This is a genomic window from Bradyrhizobium sp. 6(2017) (assembly GCF_011058295.2).
Taxonomy (GTDB): domain Bacteria; phylum Pseudomonadota; class Alphaproteobacteria; order Rhizobiales; family Xanthobacteraceae; genus Bradyrhizobium; species Bradyrhizobium septentrionale.
The window spans coordinates 5,246,478-5,270,040 of sequence record NZ_CP049289.2 but is presented as its reverse complement, the minus strand read 5'-3'; the positions used below and the strand labels follow the sequence as shown (position 1 = coordinate 5,270,040).

Below are 23,563 nucleotides of genomic sequence, written 5' to 3'. Positions count from 1 at the left end.
ACTGAACGGCTCCGCGCGCGTATAGCGAAGCGATGTCCGAACCGACCGAAGCAAAGACCGAGATTGCCGCCGAGATCCCGGATTGCCCGCATTGCGGCAAGCCGATGCCGCTCTGCATCTGCGACAGCGTCACGCCGATCGAAAGCCGCATCCAGCTATTGATCCTGCAGCATCCGCAGGAGCAGGACAGGGCGCTCGGTACCGCCCGGCTGACGGCGCGGCATTTCAAGAACGCCGTGGTCCGGATCGGGCTGTCCTGGCCGAGCCTGTCAAAGGCGCTCGGTCGGCCGGTAGCCGATCCGTCGCGCTGGGCCGTGCTGTATCTCGGGTCGGCCAAGGTCGAGGATCTCGATACCGATGCCGAGATCGTCGCGATCAACCGCAAGGGCGAGCTTGAGCCGCATCAGCGCGCCGTCCTGTCGGACATCGAGGGCATCGTGCTGCTTGACGGCACCTGGAGCCAGGCCAAGGCGCTGTGGTGGCGCAATGCCTGGATGTTGAAGTGCCAGCGGGTGATTCTCGGACCGAAACGGCCCTCGCGCTACGGCCAGCTGCGCCGGGAACCGCGGCGCGACGGCCTTGCGACCATCGAGGCGGCCGCGCTTCTGCTGGCGGGGCTGGAGAAGCGGCCGGATATTGCCGCAACGTTGTCAGGTAGTTTCGAGCGGATGCTGGCAAAATTCCACGAAGTACAGGCGGAAATGCCGGAATTGGCCCCAAAACCGAAGAAACGGGATTTCCGCAAGCGCCGACGCTAGCTTCCAGCTTGGTTGCCTATCTGAGAGAGGGCGTATATGAAGCGCCGCGTGGGGCCACGTGGCGGAGTGGTGACGCAACGGTCTGCAAAACCGTGTACACCGGTTCAATTCCGGTCGTGGCCTCCAACAATTTCAAATGCTTAGCCTATAGCCAAAAATTCATTGCCACCGGATTGCCACCGGTAGGGTAGCAAATCTGTTCTCACTCTGTGCCGCGAATCTTGGCGAACGTTGCTTCCATAATGTCGGCAGCGCGCGTGTCCGTGTTCGAGAACATGTGGCTGTAAACGTTCAACGTGATCGCTGGGGAGGCGTGCCCGATTCGCCGGCTAATCGTCAGAACGTCGAGCCCGGCCGCTATCAGCTGCGAGACGTGGGTATGGCGGAGACCATGCAGGGTGCAATCGATGTTTAGCGCGTCCATGGCTGCCGCAAAATCCTGGCTTAGCCGGCTAGGGGACCGGAACTCACCGTTCCATCCGGCAAACACTGGGCTGTCATCAGGCGCGCGGCCCATTCCAAGAGCCAGCCGGCGCTCATCCTGCCGGGCCCTATGGGAGCGCAGCTCAGCCGCCAACCACGGGGAAACTGTCACGCTGCGCCTGCCGTTCTTTGTCTTGGGCGACTTGACCCTGAGGGATCCCTTCGTCTGCTCCAGCGACCGTTCGATCCGCACTACGTTCTTTTGAAAGTTCACATCTCCCCAGCGAATAGCCAGTGCCTCGCCACGACGCGCCCCGGTTCCGAGAAGAAATGACACGATCGGGCGAAGCGTGCGGCCTTCAAGGTGACGCAGAATCGCGCCGATCTGGTCCTCTGTAAGGATCTTGATCTCCTCGTCAGGTACCGGCGGTGGCGCAACGAGGGAGGCAACATTTTGCGACACGACGCCCCAGGTAGCGGCGTGACCAAGCGCACGATGCAGAACGCGGTGAACATGTCCGACCGAGCGAGCCGAAAGAGCAGCGCCGTCCTGGCCGCCTGAGCGCAGTAGGGTGGAATAAAGCTCATTCAGGTGAACCGCGCGTAGCTTTTGAATGCGAACCGCGCCGATGCGCGGCCTGACGTATAACCGCAATAGCTGGCGATATCTCTCAAGCGTCTTCGGTCCAACATTGGCAGTTGCCCAGTCGCGCTCCCATCTCTCGATAAATTCTGCCACCGTCGATTTTGATGGGTCGACGCCTTCCCCCGCGGCATTTTGAGCGACTAAGCGAGCAAGCTCGAGCTCAGCCGCGCGCTTGGTCCCCTTGAACGCCACATATCGAATGCGACGCTTGCCCGTGAGCGGATCGGCGCCGAGCTCAAACTTAATTTCCCACGAGGATCCGCCGCGGCGTCTGACGTGTCCGGTCATTGCCCTCTCGCTTTCTCAAAGGCGCGCGGAATGACGCGCTCGATAGCTGCCTCAAACTTAGTTCGCAGGCCGGTTTCACGGCACCACCTTTCGCGTCGCGGTGGCCACAAGATCTGTAAAATTCAGGGCATCAGCGGCTCGAGGAAAATTGCGGAGCGGGTGGCCGGCTGGCCAGTCGGATCCGTATTCATCTCCGCGCTCCTTGAGGCGATTGACTATCCAAAAGAAGATTTGACGCGCGTGCTCATCTGCAGAGCGGAATAGCGGATGATGCTCCTCACCAGAACTTTCTTCAGGCGTCGGGGCCAGCAAGTCGATGATGGCGGGGATTGCAAGCTTAAGGGCTCGCGTCGTGGACGCGTCATTGCGCCAGGTTCGATCGTTCCATCCCGCCGCGTTTGCTGCTTGCGCCACGATAAACCCCAGCGCGTTATTGGCGGCATCGTCACCATTCTCAATATCGTTAAGCGCCGAGCGCAGCAGGCGCTCCGCGGTTTTGGACATCGACTTACCATTGCAAGCTTGTTTGATCCTCGCTTCGAGATCGCGGTCAATCCTTACAAGCATGGCGACGCGGTCACCTTCCGCTTTTCGCCCTGAGCCTGGTCGTTTACCGCCACGAGCCATGAATTGCGCCTTTTGAAAAATGATACACAACCATATCTAATTTGATACTTATATGTAGCGGGCGCTATCGTCAACAGCTATTTGGGACGTAGCGGCAGCAAGCGTCCATTTTCAACCCCGCCGCATATCAAGAGCGAGATATGGCAACTCCGAACGATAAGGCTTCGCAGCGCGATACGATCGAACATCTGCTGACGAAAAATGCGGTGGTCCGGCCCGACGACCTCGTTGCTACGGGCGCATTCGGAGCACGGAATAGCGTCTATGACGCCTGCAGGGCGGGTGAAATCACCTGCTTCCGTCAGGGCAAGATGATCCTCATTCCGACGGCGCCCCTCCGTAAGTTGCTGGGTATCGAGGAGGTGGCGTGATGATGGGGCGCAGCGCGAGATCGCGCGGGTCGGCGCTCCGACGCAATCCGATCTACGCGGCCGACATTCGCCAACTTCGCGGCGTCGTGACCGTGCGCTCGCTATCCGATCGGTGCACTGGGGAAACGGTCTTTCGGGTCTCCCATGTTTCGGGTGGCGGTGACATCGCGTTTACGTCGACCCCGATCGCACAGGAGGATTGCGCGGCAGCAGCTGCCCGCGTTCTCGGTGAATTCGTTCAAGGGGAGGTGAAGCTTGCTTCCTAACGCAGAAAGGGTTGCCGGCCAGGGCAACCCTCTCGCAATTTCTAAAGCGCTCGCAAAGCCCGAAGAGATTGCCATACCGACTGAAGAAATTCAACAGCGTCGCTTAGCCAGACGGTTCTTTCTGCCTCCAAATACGGCGGCAACGATTGCCCATCTTCATTTCGGTGAGTCACGGGCATGAGCAATGTTGTCAGCCTACCGGCGGCGCCGGACTGGACCAAAGAGCTCCAGCGTTATTCGAGCGGTACACCACACGCCAGTCTAGCTAACGCCAGCATGATGCTCCGAGAGGCTCCGGAGCTACGCTTCATGCTCGCGTATGATGAGTTTGCTGGCAGAACAATGTTGGTTTCGGCTCCGCCATGGCAGTTTGACCCACAATCCTTTCGGCCGCGTCCATGGTCGGCACACGACGACCTGCTGGCCACGGAATACATCCAAAGAGCAGGCATAGCTATCAAGCCAGCGACCACTGCCCAAGCCGTTGAACTCGTCGCCCGGGACAGGGTTGGGCATCCTGTCAGGGAATACCTAGAGAGCATCGATTGGGACGGCAAACATCGGCTGCGAACTATGCTTACAACATATTTGGGCGCGGCCGATGATCCCTATGTAGCGAACGTCGGCAGCAGCATGATGATCGGTGCCGTCGCGAGGGTGCTTAATCCGGGCTGTAAGCACGACCACGTCCCAATTTGGGAGGGCCCTCAAGGGATTGGCAAATCTCGAGCGCTTAAGACCCTATTCGGTGATTTCTTCTGCGACGAAATCGGAGACCTCGGGTCGAAAGACTCAGCGATGCAATTGGTCGGCGTATGGGGCTTTGAGATCGCCGAGCTCGATGCGTATTCCCGCGCTGAGGTCGGCCGCGTAAAGGCGTGGGTCTCGCGCACCACGGATCGCTTTCGTCCACCATATGGCACCCGTGTTCTCGAAATGCCTCGGAGCTGCTGCTTTATCGGCACCACCAATAACGACACGTATTTAAAGGACGATTCGGGAAACCGTCGCTTCTGGCCCGTAAAGGTCAACCGAGTTGATCTAGCTGGACTGGAGCGAGACAGAGACCAACTCTGGGCTGAGGCTTACAGGCTGCACAAGGGCGGTGCGCCCTGGTGGTTCATCAAGCGTGAGGTTGTCGAGCAAGCTCAGCGTGAGCAACGTGACCGACTGATAGACGATCCTTGGTGGGACGTCATCGTCGGATACGTCGAGACGCGCACCAGCGTCTCTATCGCCGAGGTGCTAGCCGATGCAGTTTGTATCGAACGGTCGCGCTGGGGGCAGATCGAGCAGAACCGTGTTGCCCGTTGCCTTAAGGCGCATGGATGGTGCCGGGTCCAAGTACGCACTGGTGGCAAGCAGTCTTGGCGATACAAGCGGGCGGCGGAATGAACTCTTCGCCACCACTCAAAACCGGTTACGCCGAACGAACCGGTGACACCGAAAATGCGCCTACTGCAATGGTTGCCACCACTGTAACCACTGTCACCAGTAAAAAAGCTAAAGATCTATATACGCGCGATAGAGGTTTAGACCTGCGGACTGTAACCGGTTGCAGTGGTGACGTGGTGACAGGCAGCGAGAAAACCTCGGTCACGCCAAGCATTAGCGCCGACCAGGTCGGCAAAAAAAAACGAAGGCATGCTCGCCATTCGCAAGAGTCCCGGCTGCGCAAAAAATTGGGCTTGATCCGGATCTGGGTCACTGTCCCGCGGACAACGGCGGATTTTCTGCAAGATCGCGGCTACCTCGGTGAATGGGACACGGAGGACCGCGAAGCGATCAGCGCCGCAGCGTCGAGATTCATTCTGGCCAACCGGTTGTTTGGTGACGAGTGCGTGACAGCACACGCGCCCGAAAAACGAAATGGCGTAGATTGATCCGCATGACATCAGACCAGATCAAAGCAATGGCGCGGGCAGTTATGCCGCCCGAGATGGCGGCAGCAGAGACTGAGCTGCGCGAAATCGAAACGGCGCAGGCCGATCTGTGCTCGAAAATCGCCGCCGACCAGGGCATAGCAAGCGGCACCCATCAGTCGTGGCGGAAACTTAACTCGCTGGAAGATCGGCGAGCAGCCCAGGCTAGATTGGATTGTCTCAATGCCGAGGCCGCAATGCTCGACCGTGCGGCGGCGGAAGTGCGCGGACGGATCAAGGCATGCACGGCCTCCAATGCGGAGGCAGTGCGCGCTGCGTTGGTCCCAGTTCGCAAGGCCGCCGCCGAGCAGGCTGTTTCGAGCATCGCGCAATTGACCGCGGCAATCGCTGCCATCAATGCAACCGGAATTTGCCTCAAAGAAGCCGGCGTCGACGCCGTGCGGCTGCCAGAGCCGCTACTTTCCGGCATGAGCACCATCGCAAAATCGATCATCTCGGCGGCTTCGCCGGAAATGGAGAAACGTTGATGCCGCCCGTGGTCAGACTGTCGAAACAGAAAGTTCGCGTCGCTCGGATTTCGCCCGAGATTCAAGATCTATTTCGCATCCGCAACTTGCGGCGAGAATTAGCGCGCGATCTGGACCTTGCCCGTGTCGGCGAATTTCGCTCGATGGACGCCAGAGCTCGCCATCTAGCCAGGATCGAGGTCGATTATGAGCGTCGATACGGTCACGCGCCCGATATCCGGAAGCTTGGGAAGTAACGCGATGACCCGAAAATACCTTATCGATGGCGCGCTCCTGACCGCGGAACAGGTCGCCGAAATCAAGAATCCAACGGAGGCGCAGAAGCGGCAATTCATCGCGCAATCCGGGATTAGCGATCAACGGTTGCAGGAGATCGAGACGACGATGGACGCGATCGCTCCCGTGATCCGCGATTACGTCGTCAAGGCGGTCACCCCTCTGGTCGATCGCCTATGTCAGGTTGAGCAGAAGATGGTCGAGCTGAACGAGCGTCCACTCGTGCCCTGGGCGGGCACTTGGGAGTCACAGAAGGAATTCAAGCGTCATACTTTTTGCAGTGATCGCGGTGCGATGTGGTTCGCTATGACCGACTCGAAGGGAGTTCGCCCGGGATCGGGTGACGGTGTTTGGCGCCTTGTCGTAAAGGCCGGGCGAGACGGAAAGGATGCAACGCGATGACAAGAATCGCTGATGCAGAAGCGCGCATTCGGCGCGAACTCTTGCAGCGATCGAAGCGCGGCGAGTCTAGCCACGTATCTCGCGTCGACTTCGTCCTGTGTGAGGATTTCGAGAGCGTCATGATTTACGTGGACACAGCGGAGGAATTGGACGCGGCATGCGCTTGCTTCGACCTGCCGGCCGGCGCGCCGTTCGACCCGGAACGCTTGCTGCAAGAGACTACGTTGGTAGCGGAGCGTATCCACTGATGACGATCAACGAGGCGAATGACGAACTCTGCCGGCATCGCGATGCGGCCCTGAGCGCGTATGCCGTACAGATGTGCGACGCTGGCATTAACATCAACGGCGAACGGTTTCGGAGTGAGATGTTGGCCTATGCGACCACACTAGAACGTTGGCGCCACGACGCACTCATTCGAATCGGCCGAAGAATTGGCGCGATTGCAGATGAGCGAGCCGGTGCCAAGCTTCAATAATAGAGCCCCGAATATGTACACCGGCAAAATCAAAATGTGGGATTCCGATCGCGGTTTCGGGTTCATCAAGCGCGATGACGGCGGCCCGGATGCGTTCGCGCATATTAAGCATCTGTCGGCGGTGTTCCGACCGGAATCCGGGCCGACCGTGGCATTCGACCTCGTGATCGACGAACGCAATGGTCGCGAGCGGGCCGACGCGATCAGGTTGGCCTGATGGCAAACGTCAACGAATTGGCGACCGCGGACGTACCGGCGCCGGCCGAGACTGAGCAGGGCACCAGAACCTTGCTCGGTCTCGTCCCTGAAAATCAGCTTCCCTACGTTCTTCCATGGAAAGCTAACCAATGAGCACTGCAAACCAGGCGCGGCCATGGCAACGCTGGTATTGGACCGCGCGTTGGCGGGCTATTCGAATTGCGCAGCTTCGCGCCGAGCCGTATTGCCGCATGTGCCTAGAGGCAGGAGAGCGTGTGCGCGCGACTGTCGCCGACCATGTCGAGCGGCACAACGGCGACGCCGCTCTGTTCTGGAACGGAAAGCTTCAATCTTTATGCGCGCCCCACCACAACTCAGCGAAGCAGCGCGCGGAGCTGCGTGGCTATAGCAGTGCGGTTGGTGAAGACGGCTTTCCGCTCGACCCACTACATCCAGCGAACAGCGGCCGCGTGCACACCCCTCGGGGGGTAGGTAGCAATTCTAGAGCGACGGGACCCGGCATCGCACGGGGGCACTTATACGCACGGCCGCGAAACTGGAAGGACTTTTGTGGGTGAAAGGTAGAAGGCCAGCTCCGACACACTTAAAACTGGTAAAAGGCAATCCAGGTAAGCGCCCGCTGAACTCGAAGGAGCCGAAAGCGAGGCGTTCGCGGCCGTCTGCGCCGCTGCACCTCAGCGACAAAGCCCGTGAGACATGGGGTTACGTGACTGGGCTTCTGGACCGCATGGGGGTGCTCACGGAGGCCGACGGCGTCGCGCTGGAAATGCTTTGCGAAGCCTATGCGGACTTCCTTGCTGCTCGAGCGGAGCTTAAGTCGATCGGTAGCGACTATTACACCACGGAAACGGCCGGCGGGGACACTATGCACCGTGTGCATCCCGCAGTCGCGCAGCGAAACGACGCTGATCGGCGCATTCGTGCATGGCTGGCAGAATTTGGCATGACGCCAAGTGCCAGAGCGAGAGTTAAAGCAGATGGACAAACCGAAGAAGATCCGGCGGCCTCCTACTTCGAGGCCTGATCCCGCGACCGCCTACGCGATGGCCGTCATCGCCGGCAAGGTCGTAGCCGGGCCTCATGTCCGCGCGGCCTGCAAGCGCCACTTGCAGGACCTGGAGATGGCGGAAGCGCGTGGCTTGGTGTGGGATCCCGCCGCCGTCAAGCGGGTCGTAGGATACTTCAGGGACATCCTTACGGTGGAGATCGAGGACACGGCTGACGACGGCGCGGTGACCAGTCGCGCCGTGCCGTTTGTCCTCCAGCCCTGGCAAACTTTCATCGTCGGCTCGCTGTTCGGTTGGAAGCGTTCGGATGGTCTACGGCGTTTCCGGCGCGCCTATGTCGAGGCGGGGAAAGGATCTGGCAAGTCGCCGCTGGCTGCAGGCGTCGGACACTACATGCTAACCGCACTTGGTAAGCTGCGTGCCGAGATCTACAGCGCCGCAACCGACAAAGATCAGGCGGCTATTCTCTTCCGCGATGCTGTCGCGATGTGGCAGCGCTCGCCGCAGCTCCATAAACGGCTGCTCCCATCCGGCGTGAATCCCGTGTGGCAGTTAACCGATACTGCCCGATCTTCATTCTACAAACCCATCAGCAGTGACAAGCGCGGCAAAAGTGGGATCCGCCCCTTCTGTGCATTGGTGGACGAGATCCACGAACACCCCAATAATGAAGTTATCGAAATGCTGAGAGCCGGCACCAAGGGCAATCAGGACGCGCTAATCTTCGAGATCACGAACTCGGGTTTTGACCGGAAATCGGTGTGCTTCTCGGAGCATGAGTATTCGATCCGCGTCGCGCACGGAGAGGCAGAAAACGACGCGTGGTTCGCTTATGTCTGTGCGCTGGACGAGGGCGACGACCCGTTCGAAGATGAGGCGTGCTGGCCTAAGGCAAACCCCACTCTGGGTGTCACCATTCAGCCGCAATTTATCCGCGAGCAGGTCAACGAAGCCAAAGGAATGCCGTCCAAAGAGGCAATGGTTCGGCGCCTTCATTTCTGTGAGTGGACGGACAGCGTGACAGCCGCCTTTTCGCGCGGCGCGCTCGAGCTAGTTTTCGGTGAGGTCGACGCAGATGCTCTGACGGAGCGCGGATATCCATGTTTCGGCGGCCTCGATCTCTCCCGGGCGAACGACTTAACAGCGTTCACGCTGACCTGGTTGCTCGACAAGACGGTCGACAAGTGGCGTTTTGCGTCTCGCACTTGGTTTTGGACTCCGAAGGATACCCTCCAGGAACGCGCCAAAGCTGATCGCGCTCCGTATCCGCTCTGGATCGAGAAAAAATTCATGGAGGCGGTGCCTGGCCGGCGCATCGGTTACGGCTGGGTCGCAGACGCGCTCGGTAAGATCTGCGCTACGTACCAGCCGGTTTCGATTGGCTGTGATCAGTACGGGCTCGAAAATCTACGAGAGCAAATGACCGACCGCGGGCTTTCGCTTCCGTGCGTTGTGCATCCGCAGGGCTTTCAGAAGCGCATTATCTCGGAGACCAGGGGGAAAGCCGAGACTGGCGCTGAAGAGATCTATCTTTGGATGCCGGACAGCATCAACAAACTGGAAGCCGCAATTATTGAGGAGCGGATCGTTATCGAGAAGAACCCGGCCCAAACAATGTGTCTGGCCGGGGTGATTTATGAATCAAACCGAACCGGACACCGCATGTTCGCTAAGGATAAAGCGACCAATCGCATTGACGGAGCTGTCAGCCTTGCAATGTCGATCGGCATCGCGACATGCAGCGGCGGAGAGAAGAAGCCCAAAAAGTACCAGCTGTTTTTCATGTAAGGAAGGAACGGACATGCCGAACGTCGCAGTAGCTTGGCTAAGCAAGGAAGACTGGCCGAGATGGCGGGCACTGGATCCTGCGTTGGTCCCTTATGATCTGTGGCTGGTCAACACTAACCGGTTAGCAGATCAAGCGGAGAGAAGCGGAGCTAGCGTCGTGAAGGTGGCCTTGAATCCGGACGACTTCGTCGAGTGGTGCAAAGTGCACGGTCAATCGCCGAATGAGAGGATCAGTCGCTCGAATTATTCCGCATACTTGATCCACCCTCAGGGTGGAAGGGCGAACTGAGGGTGGAGAAGGAGTTCGACCTTGAAGAGGCGATCAAAGCATATCAGCGGACATATGCGCGCTATCAGTTTGTCGATCCCGACTACGCGCGACACTGTCTCACAATGATCGACCTGTTGAAGATGGATCAAATGGAGGGCATCATTTCAGAGACGACCGGCGGATGATCCCCTGCATCTGATCGGCCTGCGAAAAGTTGATCCCCATATCGAGCGCGAGTTTAAAGAAGTTGTCTGCGGCCTCGTGTTTCTGTATTTGATAGGCGCGCGCGATCTTGACGGCCTTTTTGGCCAGGGCAATGGCATCGCTGCCACTAACCCATTTTGGATCACCGATTTCCTCTTCGAACTCCACTATGGCGCGGTCCGGTAGCTCGGGTCCGAAGAGGAAGTATCGAAGGTACTGCTTGAAGTTTGGATGCTCGTATATCTCGGCTCCATCATTGCCGTTGCGTTCGAATAGCTCCTTACGAGAACCTTTGATACGGCCCTGCTTGTAATCAGGGTCAGTGAAATACCGGATCCTGTGCTCAGGAATAGCGTTACGCTCCGTCAACGAAGTGAGCAGCGCTATGATTGGCTTTCGATTACTTTGGTAGACAGCGTGCCCGTCAGTCCCGGGCGGCAACTGGTCGCGCAGGTCAATTTGCGACAAGAGGGCCGCTTCATCGTCGGTCAGGGCAATGTGAAATTTTTCCATGTCAAACGCGCCTATTGCATCACTTTTCCCGGCGCGTCGGTCGTTCCGCTTTTAGGGGCGCGCGCCCTTTCTTGTCGACGTTCTCCATCATTTCAATGAATGTTTTCTCAGTATGATACACACCAAGAAAATCCCCGCCGTGATCTAGGAGCGCCCTGCAAAGAGGCCAGTGTTCCCATGCCGACCCTTCGTCGCCGGTCTTCATACATTGGAAGACTTCATAGGCGATCATATCGGCAACTTGGAGCTGCCAGGTAGTTTTCGGGTCTCCATAGGCCAGGCTCGCTATCTTTTTCCAGAAGCCGCTAGCTTTGTGCGCCCGCCATATATACTGCGCGCGCTTCGCATAATCCTGTTGATCAGAAAACGTGACTTCGACTTGCTGGCTCTGCCATTCAATATCGCTGAGCCTCTCCATATGCTCGGTACAGATTTCGAAGCAGAGATGATATGGATCGGATACTCTGTTCCGCCAATCTCTGTGAGAAATTGCCCTTTCCCAGTTTCCGGAAAAGCCGGCGCCTAACGCGAGTAGCCCGGACGAAGCCACGATGTGCGCTAGCCTCTCGATGCGCTCAGTTTGACTCCTCATGAATTTGTAATGAAAAACGTCGGGCCCCATCTCCGCCAGCCATTGCCCTTCCACCGCGGCCCATTGGTCTGCAGTTCCGATGAATCCGGCGATAAATGTTACCGGGGAGTTGGCATGAATGCCGGTCTCGTCAAAATAGGCCCGAAGCACGGTGGTACCCCTTGGCGTACAACTGATCCGCAGGTGGCTCTCGATGTACACATGGAAACGGGAGGCCGAAGCCTCCCGCCATGCTCACTTGAAGCAGTGGATGATCGCCGCGATTGCCCAGAGGCAAGCAGCGACATTCACCGTCACGCGAACATCGACTCGGTATGGTGGCTTTTTCATCAGCCGGCCCTCCGGGTCGGGCGCGCCTCGACCCATTGGGTTGAGGAGTTGGCCGCCATCGGAACGGTGTAGAGCCGCCGTTCATGTGCTCGCACCGGCCTACCTTCCGCGTTACGTACCGCTTCCGGTAGTCCCACGTCTCTTCTGGGTGCCCAGACATCCGTCCGGGCGGGTGGTTGACAGGGATCCCCCCAATCAACGCCCCCAGCGTGGGGCGGCGGGTATCGCCTCCGGGGTGCAAGGCTTGAGAAGTGCCCGGTCCGGATTCGGCCGCCGCTAGGCCGTAACCTATCGCAGGTTACGGACATGCGAAAGCCGGATCCAGACCGCCTTCAAACTCGACGCGGTCGTTAGGCACGGGACTACTGACCAGGCCCCTCGACTTTCCACTAGCGGACGGGCAAATTCGCCGGATGACACCGAAATTTCGATCCGCGGCTTCGCGACCATCAGCACGCCGAGGACGCCGAGCATCCTTCGGGCCTGCCAAAAGTTAGGCGGCCTCCAACGCAACCGTTTCGTCTTGCTCGCGCTTCTTCAAGCGATCGGCCAAATGAATTTCGCCGGCCTGGATAGCATTATTGGCTTCCTGGAACACGCTCGCGGAGACTGCGGCCTCGACGGGTATTTTCTTGTTGAGTGCCATCCAATTGGCAACCTCGGCCCAATCGTACAACGGGGCATCCGAAGTGACGCGTGCGACCGGTGAAGGGAAGTCCTTCCCCCTTGAGCCCTTGGCATAATTTGAGATCGCCGCGCGTGTCAATTGTGTGCGCGCGGCGATGTCGGTCAAGTTGACGAGCGGGTCGGGTTCGATCCTGTCGACTCTTGCGCCAGCAGCGCACACGTTCTCGACTGCAGACGCGATAGCTTCAGCGATCGAATTCGCCTCTCGGGCAAAATCCAGAATGATGTGGCCCTTTTGAAAGGCGATCAGCGCGTCATCGCAGCCGGCGCTGTAGAAATGATCCTCGAAGCCATCGACATTTGGATCAAGGCCGGATGCGATGATGCTAAATTCAAACGTCTTCATCGTTGACCTCCTCTTTGTGCGGGCATCGATCGATCACGCGGCGGATCTGTTTGGCGTGATTTTCTGGATTTTTAGGCGTCGACCAAATAGAAATTCGGCAGCCGTCCCGGTCATGGTGAGCGCAAAGAAGCTGGCCCCAAGCGTGGCCATTGACCTTTCGCCAACCCCAGCCTTCTGTTTCTGCCTCGGAAACCACGGCTTCGATTTCCTTGTTGGGATGAGCTGATCTATTTGCCATCACACGCACGGCAATGTACGCGCGCGTTGACAGATGTCAACAGATATTTGAACTACAACCAACATCAGGGGGATTTGTTCCTCTCAAGGTGGGCGAATTTTGTTTTAAGAATCAGCAGGTTATACGCCGAGTTCCTCAGCTTTTTTCTGTCGCAACCTTAGGGAGAGTGCAATCTAACTTTAGCCAAATGTGGTCGATAATCCAATGGAAACGTAGGCGGGGATCTGCATGACGAGAACTACGCCTTCGTTTTCTTCAGCCCCAGCTCAACCAGCCGGCGGATGGCTTTGGAGCGGGTGGTGAGAGCTGTCATCAAAGGTGGCCTGTCGCGGCATCAGGCAGCGGCTCAATTTGGGGTGGGCATCAGCACGGCGATCAACTGGGTACAGCGCTTCCACGAGACCGGTAGCGTCAAGCCAGACCAGATCGGGGGCTATCGGCCAAAGAAGATTGCGGGGCCGCACCGCGAATGGCTGATGCAACGGTGCCGAAACGATTTTACCGTGCGCGGGCTGGTGGCCGAACTCGCTGAGCGTGGCCTGAAGGTCGATTACCGCACGATGTGGGAGTTCGTCCACGCCCCGTGCCGCCGGCGCCCGTTGACTGTAGACGTCCCATAATTGCGGATGATTTACCCAGGAAGCAATCCCATTGGCCTCGATCATCGGGTCGAGAACGAATAGCCATGCCCCGGGGCCAATGCGGCCGCCCTATAGCCGAGCGCAATCTGGGGTTTCACCGTGGGTGAACGAAGGTTTTCGAGATGACGTAAGCCTGATGTCAGCTGGAAATGTTTAGATACACAAATACTCCAACGGCCCCGGTTTCGTACCGCTCTGGGGCCGTTTTTTTTGATGGTCGCGGCAAATGGGAAAGACCCCGCCACGCCGCGCTGGGCATCCAGCACAACCTCCAGAACCATGAGGGGAAAGGCGTGGAGCGGGTTGGCGAGGCCAGCCCGGCTAGGTGGGGCTTGAAGCTCGATTGATTAGAAAGGTCACCCATCCGCGCCCCCCCAAAGGCGTGATTTCACGAAAAGTGGCTGGAAGTATCGAAAATGTAATGCTTCTAATGGCTTGAACGGGAGGGCAGGCCCCATTAACTACCCAGCATGAACCGGATTGACCGGAACCCGACTACTAAGTACGGTGGCCTCAGCTTAGGAACGGTAGCCTTCGAAAACCGTTAATCGGAATCGCGGAAGGTCATTGAATTGGAACTGGAGGAGCTGGCAATGCGCAAATTGGATGGTGAAGGTCTCGGCTAGCTAGTATCTCTGTAGCCTTGCAATTCGAAAAGAGGACCACCTAAAGTGGTCCTCTTTTTTTCGTTTTGGGGGTTTGCCATGCAGTACGTGGTTGCCGCGCTATTAGCGGTCTATTTCTTGTTCTTTCTCGAGCACACCTTCAGCGCAGAATTCATGCACAAGGTGAGCGACTTCACACAGCGCGATTGGCTTTCGATCAGCTTCGTCCCAATCCTCCTAATTGCCAGCGCATTTGTGGCGCGCCGTTACAAAAAAGATCGGCTCAACAGCAGGGAGATTTTTTGGGTAAGCATTATTTTTGCGACTTTGGCACTGCCTCTTATCCTACCGTATACAAATTCAGAGTCCGGCATCGCCGTTGTGGTATCGGCATATCTTGCGAGCATTGGCTGGCTCTATACCAACCACAACAACATAAAGAACCAGCGCAAGGCCCATACGATGAGCGTACTCATTCAGCTTCGAAATAGCGCTGAGTACCAAAAGCACAGATTAAATATCTTTTCCAAATTCCCATTGGGGACGCCAGTCAAAGATGGCGACTTGGAGCAACTCAAGAAGGAGCACGCAAATCAAGCATCGTTCTCTAATGGCGCTACGTCCACCATGGATTCGATGGTCTACGTACTCAATTATTTTGAGTTCATAAGCATCGGCGTAAAGACTGAGGACCTAGACGGCGCGATGATAGAACTCAGCCTCCGAGGCATCTTTGTGAACTGGTACAACCATCTCCTGCCTGTAATCAGGGATGCGCCTAATCGTGGAAGCCCACGCACCCACATCAACTTTCGCGAGCTGGTTGAACAGAAATTCAAAACGAGATTCGTCGATTGATGCTGCGGGATCATTTCTTGTCCTGCTGCAGCCGCAAATCGTCACGGTTGCCACGCTGCAAAGCCAGCCTGGCAATCCGGCTTACCTGCCCGTTCGAAGCGGACGGCCCCTCGAGTCGCAGTTTTTGCCCGAGGGGCCGCGTCACGCTTAGCGCTCGAGTCTTCGGACCACAACGGCTGGCCGTGAGCCAGGAAGATCCGGCAGAGTTGGCAACTGGGGGCTTGGCTCGAGACTCTGCTCCGTGGCAGGTTCGTCCTGGCCCTTCGCCTGGTGTCGGCGGCTGATCACAAGGCCAATGAGGCCGACGACTACCAGCACGGCTCCTGCGAGAATGAGCCAGTGCGGTAATTCCAGCCACCCCGTCGCGGTCTTGATCATATCCGCCTACTTCTTCGCCTTCAGCCCGATCTCGACCAGAGTTCTGAATGCTTCGGAGCGCGTAGCATTGTTCGCTGTTGCCCAAGCCTCAACTTGAGCAATTAGTTCTACGGGCATTCTCGCAGCGATATGCGGGTTCTTGCCCGTTCCCGGGCGCCCGCGTCGCTTTTTAGGTGCAACATTTATTGACTTCTTCATAATTTAGGTTGTACACTAAAAAAGAGCCGAGCGGAAGGTGATGCTTCCGGACTCGGCTCTAACCCGACCATCAGGAGCTAATCGAAATGGCCAAGTCTGACCGCGTGTATAGCACGCCACCCACAAGCTCGTCCGCAATTCTGGAGGAGGGCATTGGCGCCCACGGCGCCGTTGAATTGTCCCCGCGGTCTCTGATTCCAGCCAGCCAGTCTGGCGCATGCCAGCCGATCGGCAATAAGGGCGAACCGAACGCCAAGGAGTCGACTTCTACAGGGCGGGCAGGGGCACCCACTGTGAGCAGGAGGCTCCCAATGAATATGTTCGTCTCGTCCGCCGCGGTCGCCGCCGCCGCGCCGGCCGCTGCAATCGCCTCGGGGTCTCAACCCCAGCTGACCGACAACGAAGCGATCTTGGCCCGCGTCGAGCAAATTGTGGATCTTCTCCGCACACGCTACGTCCGCGAGGGTTGGAAAATCGATGAGGACCAAGCCGCGCTCACCCTGGAATATTTCCGACGGCGGGTTCACGGCCCCGCATTCAAGGATGAAGACGAGGACACGGCCGCGTACTATGAGGGGCCGCTAGAGTTCTTCAGATCGCACGGCCAAAGTCTTGACTGGGCGCACGATGGAAATCCCGTAGGAATGATTTGCGGCCTAGCGAAGCACTCCAAGCGCGCAAACGAGGCGACGGATGCTGGGCTGCTTGCGCTGGAGGAGGAGATATTCCGCGAGTTCGAACTGGCGCACGCTAACCACGACGAAATCAATCGGCTCGACAACATTTGTCGCGACGAGCTGATCCGGCTCCGCGCCGAAGAGGGGCTCCTTGCGGATGACGACCACTGCAAGCGCGTAACGCAGATGACCGAGTTCAAGGATTACAATCGTCTCGTTAACCTCGCCCAGCCGCACTGGGATCGGGTGGACGCCATTATAGTGGAGATGGAGTCGATCAATGCTCAAACGGCCGCTGGCCGGCGCGCAAAGGTTTCGGTTCTCTTGCATTGCATAATGCCGCACGAATGGCTGAAGACCGACGACAAGGCCGAATGGGAGATCAAAAAGGCCCGTGATCTTCTATTCGAACTCGTCGGGGGCGAGCCGAGTGAGGAGTTGCGCGAGCAGTTCGCGGCGGCGCCGGGTACCATGGTCACTTAGATCGGAACAGCAGTCCCAACGAAAAGACGCCGCCGGTCTCAAAAATATACGCCCGGCGGCGTTTGTTCCTGAAACTGGGGCGGCTGCTTGATCTAATCGGGGATAAAACAAAGCCCGCCATTTTGGCGGGCTTCCTTTTTGGCGGATCAGCCAAACCTCAGCATTTGAACCGGCTCTTCTGGCGTGGGATCGGGAATCGGCCGTCCCATTTCGTGGGCAGCTTCGATCCAGCAAGCAATGGCGTCCTGAGCGTTCGCTAGAGCTTCTTGGGGTGTTTCACCATCCGACATACATCCCGGCAGATCGGGAACCAAGGCGATAAAGCCGCCTCCGTCCATGGCGGAAAGCGGTCGGATCGTGATGGCGTACTCAGTTGAGTTGCTCACTTGATCCTCCTGACCACTTCGAGGAACCTCACCAACCGACGTATATATACAGGTTTGATGGGCCTTTTAAAGGGAATCGTCTGAATGTGATCAATGCGCGGGTGTGATACCTTATAGTGAGTACCGCCACCCGTGGGCGGGTTGCACGACACGCCATGCTCGGTGCAAACCCTTTCCACATCCTTAATCGTCCAGTCCCCCTGAGGGTTCCGCTTCATCTGGTCCATGAGGTCTGCGGCCATTGGGAAGTGGCATTTCTGGCGGGAATCGGGAGCTTAATGCTACCTGAGCGCTAGGCTAGCGCCAATGGTTCACTTTGCACTGGACCGTACCCGAGTTATAGGAACGCGTACTCACCGCGCCGGGAGCAGAATGGTGACCCCGGCCTGGCACTGTCGGGGTCCGTTCCGTCTGCGCGACCTCAACGTTGCGGAGGTTTTCGGGATTTGCCACCGGAATTGCCACCGGACCCGCTAGTACTAGACAATATTAGAGGTGACGCTGGTCAGCGCTAGCGGCTCAAAACGTCAACAGAATAGGCCGCTTCGGTACAGCTTGATATTGTAGGGCAGGGCACAAGTAGAACTGCAAAACCGTGTACACCGGTTCAATTCCGGTCGTGGCCTCCACTCATCTCATCAATGGCTTGCAGCCAACACATGAGAAGCCGCATCAGCTTGCGGCGTACCAACCTTCAGGAAACGGAATCAGCGGCCACGGCGCTTGGTTGTCATTGGCAGCGCGCGGCGGCGGCTGAATGCGGGGCGAAGGCTGGGCCACGAAATCCTCCTGAGCAATGGGCGCGATCGCCGTTCGCACGGCGTCCAGCAGCAGATCAAATTCGACGTCGCTCATCGCGCTCTCCGAGGTTCGAGAGCGCCATGGTCGCAAAACTGTCTTCGGTCCGGATTGAGCGAATCGTTCGAATTTTATGAAAAGAACGATGGCGCCCGCTTTGGTTAATGAATCCCTGACCCCGTGGGGAACCTAGGTCGGCATGGCCGCGCCTCGTGTGAGACAAATCACATCTTGCGAAAAACTCTTCCCGGAATTCCCGGCGATATTCATAGCCGTCAAATGTCGCAGCAATTTTAGGAAGCCGTGACAGTGAGACAAGGATCGCAGGATAGTCGCCATTCGCATGCAGCATCGATCCTCGGCATGGTTCGCCGGCGGGACAGTGTTGGGCGCCGCGGGCAGGGTCTCGAACGGCTTAAATCGTGTAGACCCCCTGTCTATCGCCTCTGCACAGACGAAATTCCCGACCTCTGTGCGATTGTGGTCACGGCAGCCTGGCAAGGTTCTGCGGCAGCATGGTCTTGAACTGCGTCAGCACCTGGCGGGCCTTCTTCGGCGGCAGCGTGATTGCGTGACGCACGGCGGCGGCAATCAGCGTCATGGTCAGCCCTGATAATGTGGTGAGGGTGGCGGCCGGCATGCCTGGCGCAACCCGTCTGACCGCATCGGACAGCAGTCCGGAGAGCACGGCCATGTCGTCCGCATCGAGTTCTTGCAGGGCGCGGTCAGCTTGCGTCGCCTGCCAGATGTCGCGCATGACAGGCTCGCGCATGAACATCTCATAGTAGCTGTCGACGATCCGGCACAGCGCCGGGTGCAGGTCGCGCGCGGCCGTCACACTGGCCAGATCGCGCCGGACGCAATCGCGCCCGACAACGTTATGCCGTTCAGCCAGCGTGCCGATGATCGCGGCCCTGTCGGGGAAATATTGGTAGAGCGAGCCGAATGCGACGCCGCTGCGTTCGACGATGTCGCTCATGCGGAACGCCTCGCTGCCCTTTTCCGCCAAGATCTCGGTCGCGCAGGCGAGGATGCGCTCGAAGCGCTCGCGGCTGCGCTGCTGGGTCGGGGCAAGCCGCGCCAGCGCGGGCAGGGGAGCCTCTCCCGCGGGCGCGGCCCTTGCCGCTGCCGGGGGCGCGGCCTTTCGTCTCGCCATCCTTCTCCTCCGCAATCGGGGTTGACGCTTCTAATACGAGAGTTTATCGCATTTCAGTATCCCTCGCATTTGTAGCTGGAACGATGCGCCATGTCCTGACCTCGGGCTTGCTGTGGTTTTCCGCGCTCGGCTGCGGCCTGCTCGCCGGGCTCTATTTCGCCTTTTCCGCGTTCGTCATGACCGCGCTCGGCCGTATCGACCAGGCCGCCGGGATATCGGCGATGAACGCGATCAATGTCGACATCGTCCGCTCTCTGTTCATGCCGGTCTTCTTCGGCACCACGCTGTCCTGCGCCGCGCTGGTCGTGCTCGGCGCCCTACGATGGCAGGAGCCGGGCGCGATTGCGATGATCTGCGGCGGCGTCATCTATGTCGTCGGCATGTTCGTCGTCACTGTTGTCTTCAATGTGCCGCTGAACGACCAGCTTGCGGCGACGGCCCCCGTGAGCGCGGCGGCGGCACCGGTCTGGGCGCGCTATCTGACCGATTGGACCTTGTGGAACCACGCGCGAACGGTGGCCTCGATTGCCGCGACCGCGCTGTTCATCGTCGCGATCGCCGCGCGCTAAACCCAGCTCTTCGCATTTTGTGCACGATTTGTACTCGTGCGGCAGGGTCGCTAAGGAGGTTACGCCGCACGCCGATGTGCGGCCGACTGCCAGGAGGATTTCGATGAAGTCTATTTTGCCGGCATTGCTTGTGATGGGACTGGCGCTGGTCGCGACACCCGCGCGGGCCGCCGATAACCGCAACGTCTCCGTGGTCAACGAGACCGGATATGCCATCAAGTTTCTCGGCTTCAACGGGCCCGACGACGGCCTCGACGAATGGGAGAACGAGCTCGAGGCCACGCTGAAGAACCAGGACACCGCCTATGTCGAGTTCGGCAACGACGACGAAGGCTGCGTCTGGAACATCAAGGTCGATTGGGCCAATTACGACGAGTCGGTGCTGTGGAAGAACGTCAACCTCTGCAAGCTGAACGTCCTCAGGCTACGCTACGACCCCGGCACCAAGACGACCTCGTTCATCGCGGAGTGATGTCGGGGGCGGGTGGTGCCAAAGACGGGATCCAAGACAAGAATCCGAAGGCAGAATCAAGGGCGCGGCGCGATCGCCGCGCCGGCGTTGTTTCCTGGCCCCTGCAGCATGGGCGGCCGCGGCGGGCGGGCCAGGCATATTTCGCGCCGGGATGGGAGCAAACCCTTGTACGTCAGCGGTTTACCGTCTCCGCTAAAGTTTCACCGGGTCCCCCATTTGGTTCTTTGCAATGCCGAAAGGCTTTGTTATACGCTGCCCGCGCGCGAACATATGTTCGCCTATTCCTCGGTAGCTCAGCGGTAGAGCATTCGACTGTTAATCGAATGGTCGCTGGTTCGAATCCAGCCCGGGGAGCCAGTTTTGGCCCCATCAACTAGCCGTTATTGTCGATCACAAGCCCGTGGCCCGCTGCGGACAGAGAAGAAACGTCGTCAAATCGACTCAATAGCGGTCGACACTTCCTCTCGCCGGGTCTTGAGAGGTGATTTCGATGTCCATTAACCTGATCGACCTGTCGATGCCGCAGCCGACGCTCGTTCCGAATGATGCCCCTGACATCAGCGACGATGAGTGCGTCCGCCGGCTCGCGAAAGCTGTCGAGGAGCATGATTCCGAGCATCTAGATGAAGTGGCCCGCCTGATCGGCCGGCTTGCCGTCACGATCGAATAGACGGCACAGCGGAGCGCATTTTGCACGCCAACGGCGTGTTGCGTTTTGGCGGAGCTTGTTTCAAAAGATGGCCCTGTTCTAGCTTCTCCAGCGGCAATGCCGCGCCTTGCAGGGTCCAGCCAATGACCGGTTTTTCGACCGCGCGCCAGTACATGGTCGATGGTCAGGTGCGTCCGAGCGACGTGACCGATGATCGCATTCTCGAAGCCATGCTGACGGTGCCCCGCGAGGTGTTCGTGCCGGCCAGCAAGCAGGCCCTGGCCTATCTCGACCTCGATCTCGACGTGGCCGAGGGCGGCGCGACCAAGCGCTGCCTGATCACGCCGGCGCTGCTCGCCAGGATGCTGCAGGCCGCCGAGATCAAGGCCTCCGACCGCGTCCTGGTGGTCGGCTGCGCAACCGGGTACGCCGCCGCCATCGTGGCGCGCTTCGCGGCCGAGGTCAGCGCGACCGAGAGCGATCCGGCGCTGGCCGCAAAAGCGACCGCAGCGGTCGCCCAGCTCGGTATCCAGAATGTGACGGTCAAGACCGCAGCGGCCGCCGACGGCGATGCCGCTGGCGCGCCGTTCGACGTCATCGTCCTCAATGGCGCGACCGAGATCATTCCGGCCGGCCTGTTTGGCCAGCTCAAGGAGGGGGGCCGGCTGGTCGGGGTGTTCGGCCTGACGCCGCCGCCGCGGGCCACCATGGTGACTCATTCCCATGGCGATTTCGGACATCGCGAGCTGTTCGACGCCTCGGCCCCCGTTTTGCCTGGATTCGAGCGGCTTCCCGCCTTCGTCTTCTGACCGCTACCGCGGCGCAGTGGCTGATAAAATCCCGTTCCGAATCAGAAGTGTGGCCCGTTTGCCCCATGTGAAGAGTTTCGACCGTGATCCGTTGCTGGGTGGTTCCGTTGGCCTTAGCTGCGGACTAAGGTGAGGCCGGACTCACTTCGACTGAAGCGACCGCCGGACTGACGTGCGTGGGGAGACGGCGACTAAATGATTGGATTACCGGGGATGCGAGGGGTGAAGGTTATCACCGCGGCTGCGACTGCCGTCCTTCTGTTGGCGGAGATGGGCCCTGTGCCCGCGCTCGCCGAAACGATCGAGTCCGCGCTGGTGCGGTCCTACCAGAACAATCCCCAGCTCAACGCACAACGTGCGTTGGTGCGCTCGACTGACGAAAACGTTCCGCAAGCGCTCTCGGGTTACCGCCCGAAGGTCGCGCTGACCGCGACGGCCGGCGGACAATACACCGATGAGCAAATTACGCCGGGGTCCGCGGCTCTATCCGGCGTTAGCAGGCAGCGGACCGTTGGCATCACCGCCAGCCAGTCGCTGTACAACGCGCAGAACGCGCCGAGGGTGCGCGCTGCCGAAAGCCAGGTTTCGTCGGCGCGTGAAGCTTTGCGTGCGCTCGAACAGACCGTGCTCTTGAGCGCGGCCACCATCTACATGGACTATCTCCGCGACTCCGCCATCGTCGAAGTCCAGCGCAGCAATACGCGCGTGCTGGAACAGACGCTGAAGCAGACCCAGGACCGCTTCAACGTCGGCGAAGTGACGCGGACCGACGTTGCACAATCCGAGGCCCAGCTCGCGGCCGGCAAGACCCAGCAGCTCACCGCGGAATCCAACCTGACGACGACGCGGTCGAACTATCGCCGCATCATCGGCACCGAGCCGCAGAATCTCGCACCAGGCTCGCCGGTCGACCGGTTCCTGCCAGCGACGCTCTCGGCTGCTGTCGAGCTCGGCCTGACCCAAAACCCGAACGTCACCTCCGCGATGTACGGCGTCGACATCAATTACCTGCAGACCAAGGTTGCCGAGGGCGCGCTGCTGCCAACAGTTGGGCTGCAGTTGTCGGTCAGCCAGGGCTATGAAACGCAGTTGACCGTGTACCGCCTCTTCAATGCCTCGGCGGGGGTTCAAGTGTCGCTGCCGATCTACCAGGGCGGCGCCGAATACTCGCTGATCCGGCAGTCCAAGGAATCGCTGGCGCAGCAGCGCCAGGTTCTGGAACAAACGCGGGATCAGGCGCGCGCCAACGTGGTCACCGCATGGGGCCAGCTAGTCGCCGGCAAATCGCAGGTGGCATCGGCGCAGGCTCAGGTGTCCGCGTCCGAGATCGCGCTGAACGGCGTCCGTGAAGAGGCCAAGGCCGGCCAGCGCACCACGCTCGACGTGCTCAACGCACAGCAGGCGCTCGTCAACGCCCGCAATTCGCTCGTTACAGCGCAGCACGATCGCGTCGTCGCGTCTTACAACGTGCTGAACTTCATCGGTCGTCTGTCGCCGCAGGTGATGGGCCTGCCGACCAGCGTCTACGATCCGAGCGTGCATTATCAGCAGGTTCGTGACAATTGGGCCGGCGTGCGCACGCCCGACGGCCGCTAAACACCTTCAGGTCATCTTCGCTTGTCGCGCCATGTTTGTGGTTCTGAGTTAATCAGGACCACGAACTGGCGCGTCTGCTTGCAATCGATATTTGCCCTGACATACCGTTTTGTCGGGCAGCAAGGCGATTCGCGGCGAGCTGGCGCAG

General features: G+C 59.1%; 28 protein-coding genes, 2 tRNA genes and 1 pseudogene. 22 read left to right on the top strand and 9 right to left on the bottom strand.

From position 1 onward, the window contains the following. Positions 1-32: 32 nt before the first annotated feature. Positions 33-758 (top strand): tRNA-uridine aminocarboxypropyltransferase, encoded by a 726-nt coding sequence (locus tag G6P99_RS24640; RefSeq protein ID WP_029083908.1) that lies wholly within the window; start codon positions 33-35, stop codon positions 756-758. Between the two features lie 52 nt (positions 759-810). Continuing rightward, positions 811-884 (top strand) — tRNA-Cys (locus G6P99_RS24635). A 76-nt stretch (positions 885-960) separates the two neighbouring features. Here G6P99_RS24635 and G6P99_RS24630 read toward each other — a convergent pair. Continuing rightward, positions 961-2,115: a tyrosine-type recombinase/integrase gene (locus G6P99_RS24630; protein WP_165123699.1), complete on the bottom strand. Its 1,155-nt coding sequence runs from the start codon at positions 2,113-2,115 to the stop codon at positions 961-963. Between the two features lie 75 nt (positions 2,116-2,190). Further along, positions 2,191-2,682: a hypothetical protein gene (locus G6P99_RS24625; protein WP_334261646.1), complete on the bottom strand. Its 492-nt coding sequence runs from the start codon at positions 2,680-2,682 to the stop codon at positions 2,191-2,193. A gap of 200 nt (positions 2,683-2,882) precedes the next feature. On the opposite strand from G6P99_RS24625, the gene G6P99_RS24620 reads away from it, so the two are divergent. The 11 genes from G6P99_RS24620 to G6P99_RS24570 all read left to right on the top strand — a co-directional run bounded on the left by G6P99_RS24620 (position 2,883) and on the right by G6P99_RS24570 (position 10,415). Then, positions 2,883-3,113, top strand: a complete 231-nt coding sequence (locus tag G6P99_RS24620) for a helix-turn-helix domain-containing protein (protein WP_165123696.1) — start codon at positions 2,883-2,885, stop codon at positions 3,111-3,113. Between the two features lie 443 nt (positions 3,114-3,556). Then, complete coding sequence (locus tag G6P99_RS24615; protein WP_165123694.1) at positions 3,557-4,774, top strand: virulence-associated E family protein; 1,218 nt, start codon at positions 3,557-3,559, stop codon at positions 4,772-4,774. Then, positions 4,771-5,262 carry a hypothetical protein gene (locus tag G6P99_RS24610; protein ID WP_165123692.1) on the top strand — a complete coding sequence of 164 codons (492 nt, stop codon included), beginning with the start codon at positions 4,771-4,773 and terminating at the stop codon, positions 5,260-5,262. The genes G6P99_RS24615 and G6P99_RS24610 overlap by 4 nt, the downstream gene beginning before the upstream one ends. Positions 5,263-5,267: 5 nt before the next feature. Further along, positions 5,268-5,789, top strand: a complete 522-nt coding sequence (locus G6P99_RS24605) for a hypothetical protein (RefSeq protein WP_165123690.1) — start codon at positions 5,268-5,270, stop codon at positions 5,787-5,789. 186 nt (positions 5,790-5,975) lie between these two features. Continuing rightward, positions 5,976-6,467 carry a hypothetical protein gene (locus G6P99_RS24600; RefSeq protein WP_165123688.1) on the top strand — a complete coding sequence of 164 codons (492 nt, stop codon included), beginning with the start codon at positions 5,976-5,978 and terminating at the stop codon, positions 6,465-6,467. Beyond that, the gene (locus G6P99_RS24595) at positions 6,464-6,715 is read left to right on the top strand and encodes a hypothetical protein (RefSeq protein WP_165123686.1); all 252 of its coding nucleotides are present in this window, start codon (positions 6,464-6,466) and stop codon (positions 6,713-6,715) included. The genes G6P99_RS24600 and G6P99_RS24595 overlap by 4 nt, the downstream gene beginning before the upstream one ends. Then, on the top strand, positions 6,715-6,945 hold the full coding sequence (locus G6P99_RS24590; RefSeq protein ID WP_165123684.1) for a hypothetical protein: 231 nt from the start codon (positions 6,715-6,717) through the stop codon (positions 6,943-6,945). Before G6P99_RS24595 ends, G6P99_RS24590 begins: the two co-directional genes overlap by 1 nt. Beyond that, a complete protein-coding gene (locus G6P99_RS24585; protein WP_246709614.1) occupies positions 6,917-7,162 on the top strand; it encodes a cold-shock protein in 246 nt (81 codons plus the stop codon). The genes G6P99_RS24590 and G6P99_RS24585 overlap by 29 nt, the downstream gene beginning before the upstream one ends. Before the next feature lie 708 nt (positions 7,163-7,870). Beyond that, entirely contained in the window at positions 7,871-8,188 is a 318-nt protein-coding gene (locus G6P99_RS24580; RefSeq protein ID WP_246709612.1) for a phage terminase small subunit P27 family, read from the top strand. 19 nt (positions 8,189-8,207) lie between these two features. Beyond that, complete coding sequence (locus G6P99_RS24575; RefSeq protein ID WP_246709610.1) at positions 8,208-9,959, top strand: terminase large subunit; 1,752 nt, start codon at positions 8,208-8,210, stop codon at positions 9,957-9,959. 291 nt (positions 9,960-10,250) lie between these two features. Beyond that, positions 10,251-10,415 carry a hypothetical protein gene (locus G6P99_RS24570; RefSeq protein WP_165123683.1) on the top strand — a complete coding sequence of 55 codons (165 nt, stop codon included), beginning with the start codon at positions 10,251-10,253 and terminating at the stop codon, positions 10,413-10,415. Here G6P99_RS24570 and G6P99_RS24565 read toward each other — a convergent pair. From G6P99_RS24565 to G6P99_RS24550, 4 genes are all read right to left on the bottom strand, one after another. Beyond that, positions 10,390-10,947: a hypothetical protein gene (locus G6P99_RS24565; RefSeq protein ID WP_165123681.1), complete on the bottom strand. Its 558-nt coding sequence runs from the start codon at positions 10,945-10,947 to the stop codon at positions 10,390-10,392. The genes G6P99_RS24570 and G6P99_RS24565 overlap by 26 nt on opposite strands. Before the next feature lie 19 nt (positions 10,948-10,966). Further along, on the bottom strand, positions 10,967-11,689 hold the full coding sequence (locus tag G6P99_RS24560) for a DUF3800 domain-containing protein (protein ID WP_165123679.1): 723 nt from the start codon (positions 11,687-11,689) through the stop codon (positions 10,967-10,969). 673 nt (positions 11,690-12,362) lie between these two features. Beyond that, positions 12,363-12,902 (bottom strand): hypothetical protein, encoded by a 540-nt coding sequence (locus tag G6P99_RS24555; RefSeq protein ID WP_165123677.1) that lies wholly within the window; start codon positions 12,900-12,902, stop codon positions 12,363-12,365. Continuing rightward, positions 12,889-13,140, bottom strand: a complete 252-nt coding sequence (locus G6P99_RS24550) for a hypothetical protein (RefSeq protein ID WP_165123675.1) — start codon at positions 13,138-13,140, stop codon at positions 12,889-12,891. The genes G6P99_RS24555 and G6P99_RS24550 overlap by 14 nt, the downstream gene beginning before the upstream one ends. A 281-nt stretch (positions 13,141-13,421) precedes the next feature. Here G6P99_RS24550 and G6P99_RS24545 point away from each other — a divergent pair. The 3 genes and pseudogenes from G6P99_RS24545 to G6P99_RS24535 form a co-directional block, all read left to right on the top strand. Beyond that, a pseudogene (locus G6P99_RS24545) lies at positions 13,422-13,718 on the top strand (helix-turn-helix domain-containing protein); the annotation flags it as partial. Between the two features lie 767 nt (positions 13,719-14,485). Next, complete coding sequence (locus tag G6P99_RS24540; protein WP_165123671.1) at positions 14,486-15,244, top strand: DUF4760 domain-containing protein; 759 nt, start codon at positions 14,486-14,488, stop codon at positions 15,242-15,244. Positions 15,245-16,131: 887 nt separating this feature from the next. Beyond that, positions 16,132-16,980: a hypothetical protein gene (locus G6P99_RS24535; RefSeq protein WP_165123669.1), complete on the top strand. Its 849-nt coding sequence runs from the start codon at positions 16,132-16,134 to the stop codon at positions 16,978-16,980. Positions 16,981-17,126: 146 nt separating this feature from the next. Here G6P99_RS24535 and G6P99_RS24530 read toward each other — a convergent pair whose 3' ends face one another. From G6P99_RS24530 to G6P99_RS24520, 3 genes are all read right to left on the bottom strand, one after another. Continuing rightward, the gene (locus G6P99_RS24530) at positions 17,127-17,366 is read right to left on the bottom strand and encodes a type II toxin-antitoxin system HicB family antitoxin (protein WP_165123667.1); all 240 of its coding nucleotides are present in this window, start codon (positions 17,364-17,366) and stop codon (positions 17,127-17,129) included. 672 nt (positions 17,367-18,038) lie between these two features. Then, positions 18,039-18,221 (bottom strand): hypothetical protein, encoded by a 183-nt coding sequence (locus G6P99_RS24525; protein WP_029084163.1) that lies wholly within the window; start codon positions 18,219-18,221, stop codon positions 18,039-18,041. A 427-nt stretch (positions 18,222-18,648) separates the two neighbouring features. Beyond that, complete coding sequence (locus G6P99_RS24520) at positions 18,649-19,320, bottom strand: TetR/AcrR family transcriptional regulator (protein WP_029084162.1); 672 nt, start codon at positions 19,318-19,320, stop codon at positions 18,649-18,651. 83 nt (positions 19,321-19,403) lie between these two features. Here G6P99_RS24520 and G6P99_RS24515 point away from each other — a divergent pair, with 83 nt between their 5' ends. The 6 genes from G6P99_RS24515 to G6P99_RS24490 all read left to right on the top strand — a co-directional run bounded on the left by G6P99_RS24515 (position 19,404) and on the right by G6P99_RS24490 (position 23,415). Further along, the gene (locus G6P99_RS24515) at positions 19,404-19,889 is read left to right on the top strand and encodes a DUF1772 domain-containing protein (protein ID WP_029084161.1); all 486 of its coding nucleotides are present in this window, start codon (positions 19,404-19,406) and stop codon (positions 19,887-19,889) included. A gap of 103 nt (positions 19,890-19,992) precedes the next feature. After that, positions 19,993-20,361 (top strand): hypothetical protein, encoded by a 369-nt coding sequence (locus G6P99_RS24510; protein ID WP_029084160.1) that lies wholly within the window; start codon positions 19,993-19,995, stop codon positions 20,359-20,361. A gap of 282 nt (positions 20,362-20,643) precedes the next feature. After that, positions 20,644-20,718: transfer RNA gene (locus G6P99_RS24505), tRNA-Asn, on the top strand. Positions 20,719-20,851: 133 nt separating this feature from the next. Next, positions 20,852-21,031 carry a hypothetical protein gene (locus tag G6P99_RS24500; protein WP_029084159.1) on the top strand — a complete coding sequence of 60 codons (180 nt, stop codon included), beginning with the start codon at positions 20,852-20,854 and terminating at the stop codon, positions 21,029-21,031. A gap of 122 nt (positions 21,032-21,153) precedes the next feature. After that, a complete protein-coding gene (locus G6P99_RS24495) occupies positions 21,154-21,819 on the top strand; it encodes a protein-L-isoaspartate O-methyltransferase family protein (protein ID WP_165123665.1) in 666 nt (221 codons plus the stop codon). A 213-nt stretch (positions 21,820-22,032) separates the two neighbouring features. Then, positions 22,033-23,415, top strand: a complete 1,383-nt coding sequence (locus G6P99_RS24490; protein WP_029084157.1) for a TolC family outer membrane protein — start codon at positions 22,033-22,035, stop codon at positions 23,413-23,415. Positions 23,416-23,563 lie beyond the last annotated feature (148 nt).

Coding starts and splice junctions, on each gene's coding strand:
- G6P99_RS24510 (WP_029084160.1), top strand. CDS start 19,993: ATGAAGTCTATTTTGCCGGCATTGCTTGTGATGGGACTGGCGCTGGTC.
- G6P99_RS24640 (WP_029083908.1), top strand. CDS start 33: ATGTCCGAACCGACCGAAGCAAAGACCGAGATTGCCGCCGAGATCCCG.
- G6P99_RS24620 (WP_165123696.1), top strand. CDS start 2,883: ATGGCAACTCCGAACGATAAGGCTTCGCAGCGCGATACGATCGAACAT.
- G6P99_RS24625 (WP_334261646.1), bottom strand. CDS start 2,682: ATGCTTGTAAGGATTGACCGCGATCTCGAAGCGAGGATCAAACAAGCT.
- G6P99_RS24610 (WP_165123692.1), top strand. CDS start 4,771: ATGAACTCTTCGCCACCACTCAAAACCGGTTACGCCGAACGAACCGGT.
- G6P99_RS24615 (WP_165123694.1), top strand. CDS start 3,557: ATGAGCAATGTTGTCAGCCTACCGGCGGCGCCGGACTGGACCAAAGAG.
- G6P99_RS24525 (WP_029084163.1), bottom strand. CDS start 18,221: ATGAGCGACGTCGAATTTGATCTGCTGCTGGACGCCGTGCGAACGGCG.
- G6P99_RS24535 (WP_165123669.1), top strand. CDS start 16,132: ATGAATATGTTCGTCTCGTCCGCCGCGGTCGCCGCCGCCGCGCCGGCC.
- G6P99_RS24490 (WP_029084157.1), top strand. CDS start 22,033: ATGCGAGGGGTGAAGGTTATCACCGCGGCTGCGACTGCCGTCCTTCTG.
- G6P99_RS24605 (WP_165123690.1), top strand. CDS start 5,268: ATGACATCAGACCAGATCAAAGCAATGGCGCGGGCAGTTATGCCGCCC.
- G6P99_RS24575 (WP_246709610.1), top strand. CDS start 8,208: ATGGCCGTCATCGCCGGCAAGGTCGTAGCCGGGCCTCATGTCCGCGCG.
- G6P99_RS24595 (WP_165123686.1), top strand. CDS start 6,464: ATGACAAGAATCGCTGATGCAGAAGCGCGCATTCGGCGCGAACTCTTG.
- G6P99_RS24520 (WP_029084162.1), bottom strand. CDS start 19,320: ATGGCGAGACGAAAGGCCGCGCCCCCGGCAGCGGCAAGGGCCGCGCCC.
- G6P99_RS24590 (WP_165123684.1), top strand. CDS start 6,715: ATGACGATCAACGAGGCGAATGACGAACTCTGCCGGCATCGCGATGCG.
- G6P99_RS24500 (WP_029084159.1), top strand. CDS start 20,852: ATGTCCATTAACCTGATCGACCTGTCGATGCCGCAGCCGACGCTCGTT.
- G6P99_RS24495 (WP_165123665.1), top strand. CDS start 21,154: ATGACCGGTTTTTCGACCGCGCGCCAGTACATGGTCGATGGTCAGGTG.
- G6P99_RS24630 (WP_165123699.1), bottom strand. CDS start 2,115: ATGACCGGACACGTCAGACGCCGCGGCGGATCCTCGTGGGAAATTAAG.
- G6P99_RS24540 (WP_165123671.1), top strand. CDS start 14,486: ATGCAGTACGTGGTTGCCGCGCTATTAGCGGTCTATTTCTTGTTCTTT.
- G6P99_RS24555 (WP_165123677.1), bottom strand. CDS start 12,902: ATGAAGACGTTTGAATTTAGCATCATCGCATCCGGCCTTGATCCAAAT.
- G6P99_RS24585 (WP_246709614.1), top strand. CDS start 6,917: ATGAGCGAGCCGGTGCCAAGCTTCAATAATAGAGCCCCGAATATGTAC.
- G6P99_RS24565 (WP_165123681.1), bottom strand. CDS start 10,947: ATGGAAAAATTTCACATTGCCCTGACCGACGATGAAGCGGCCCTCTTG.
- G6P99_RS24600 (WP_165123688.1), top strand. CDS start 5,976: ATGAGCGTCGATACGGTCACGCGCCCGATATCCGGAAGCTTGGGAAGT.
- G6P99_RS24515 (WP_029084161.1), top strand. CDS start 19,404: ATGCGCCATGTCCTGACCTCGGGCTTGCTGTGGTTTTCCGCGCTCGGC.
- G6P99_RS24550 (WP_165123675.1), bottom strand. CDS start 13,140: ATGGCAAATAGATCAGCTCATCCCAACAAGGAAATCGAAGCCGTGGTT.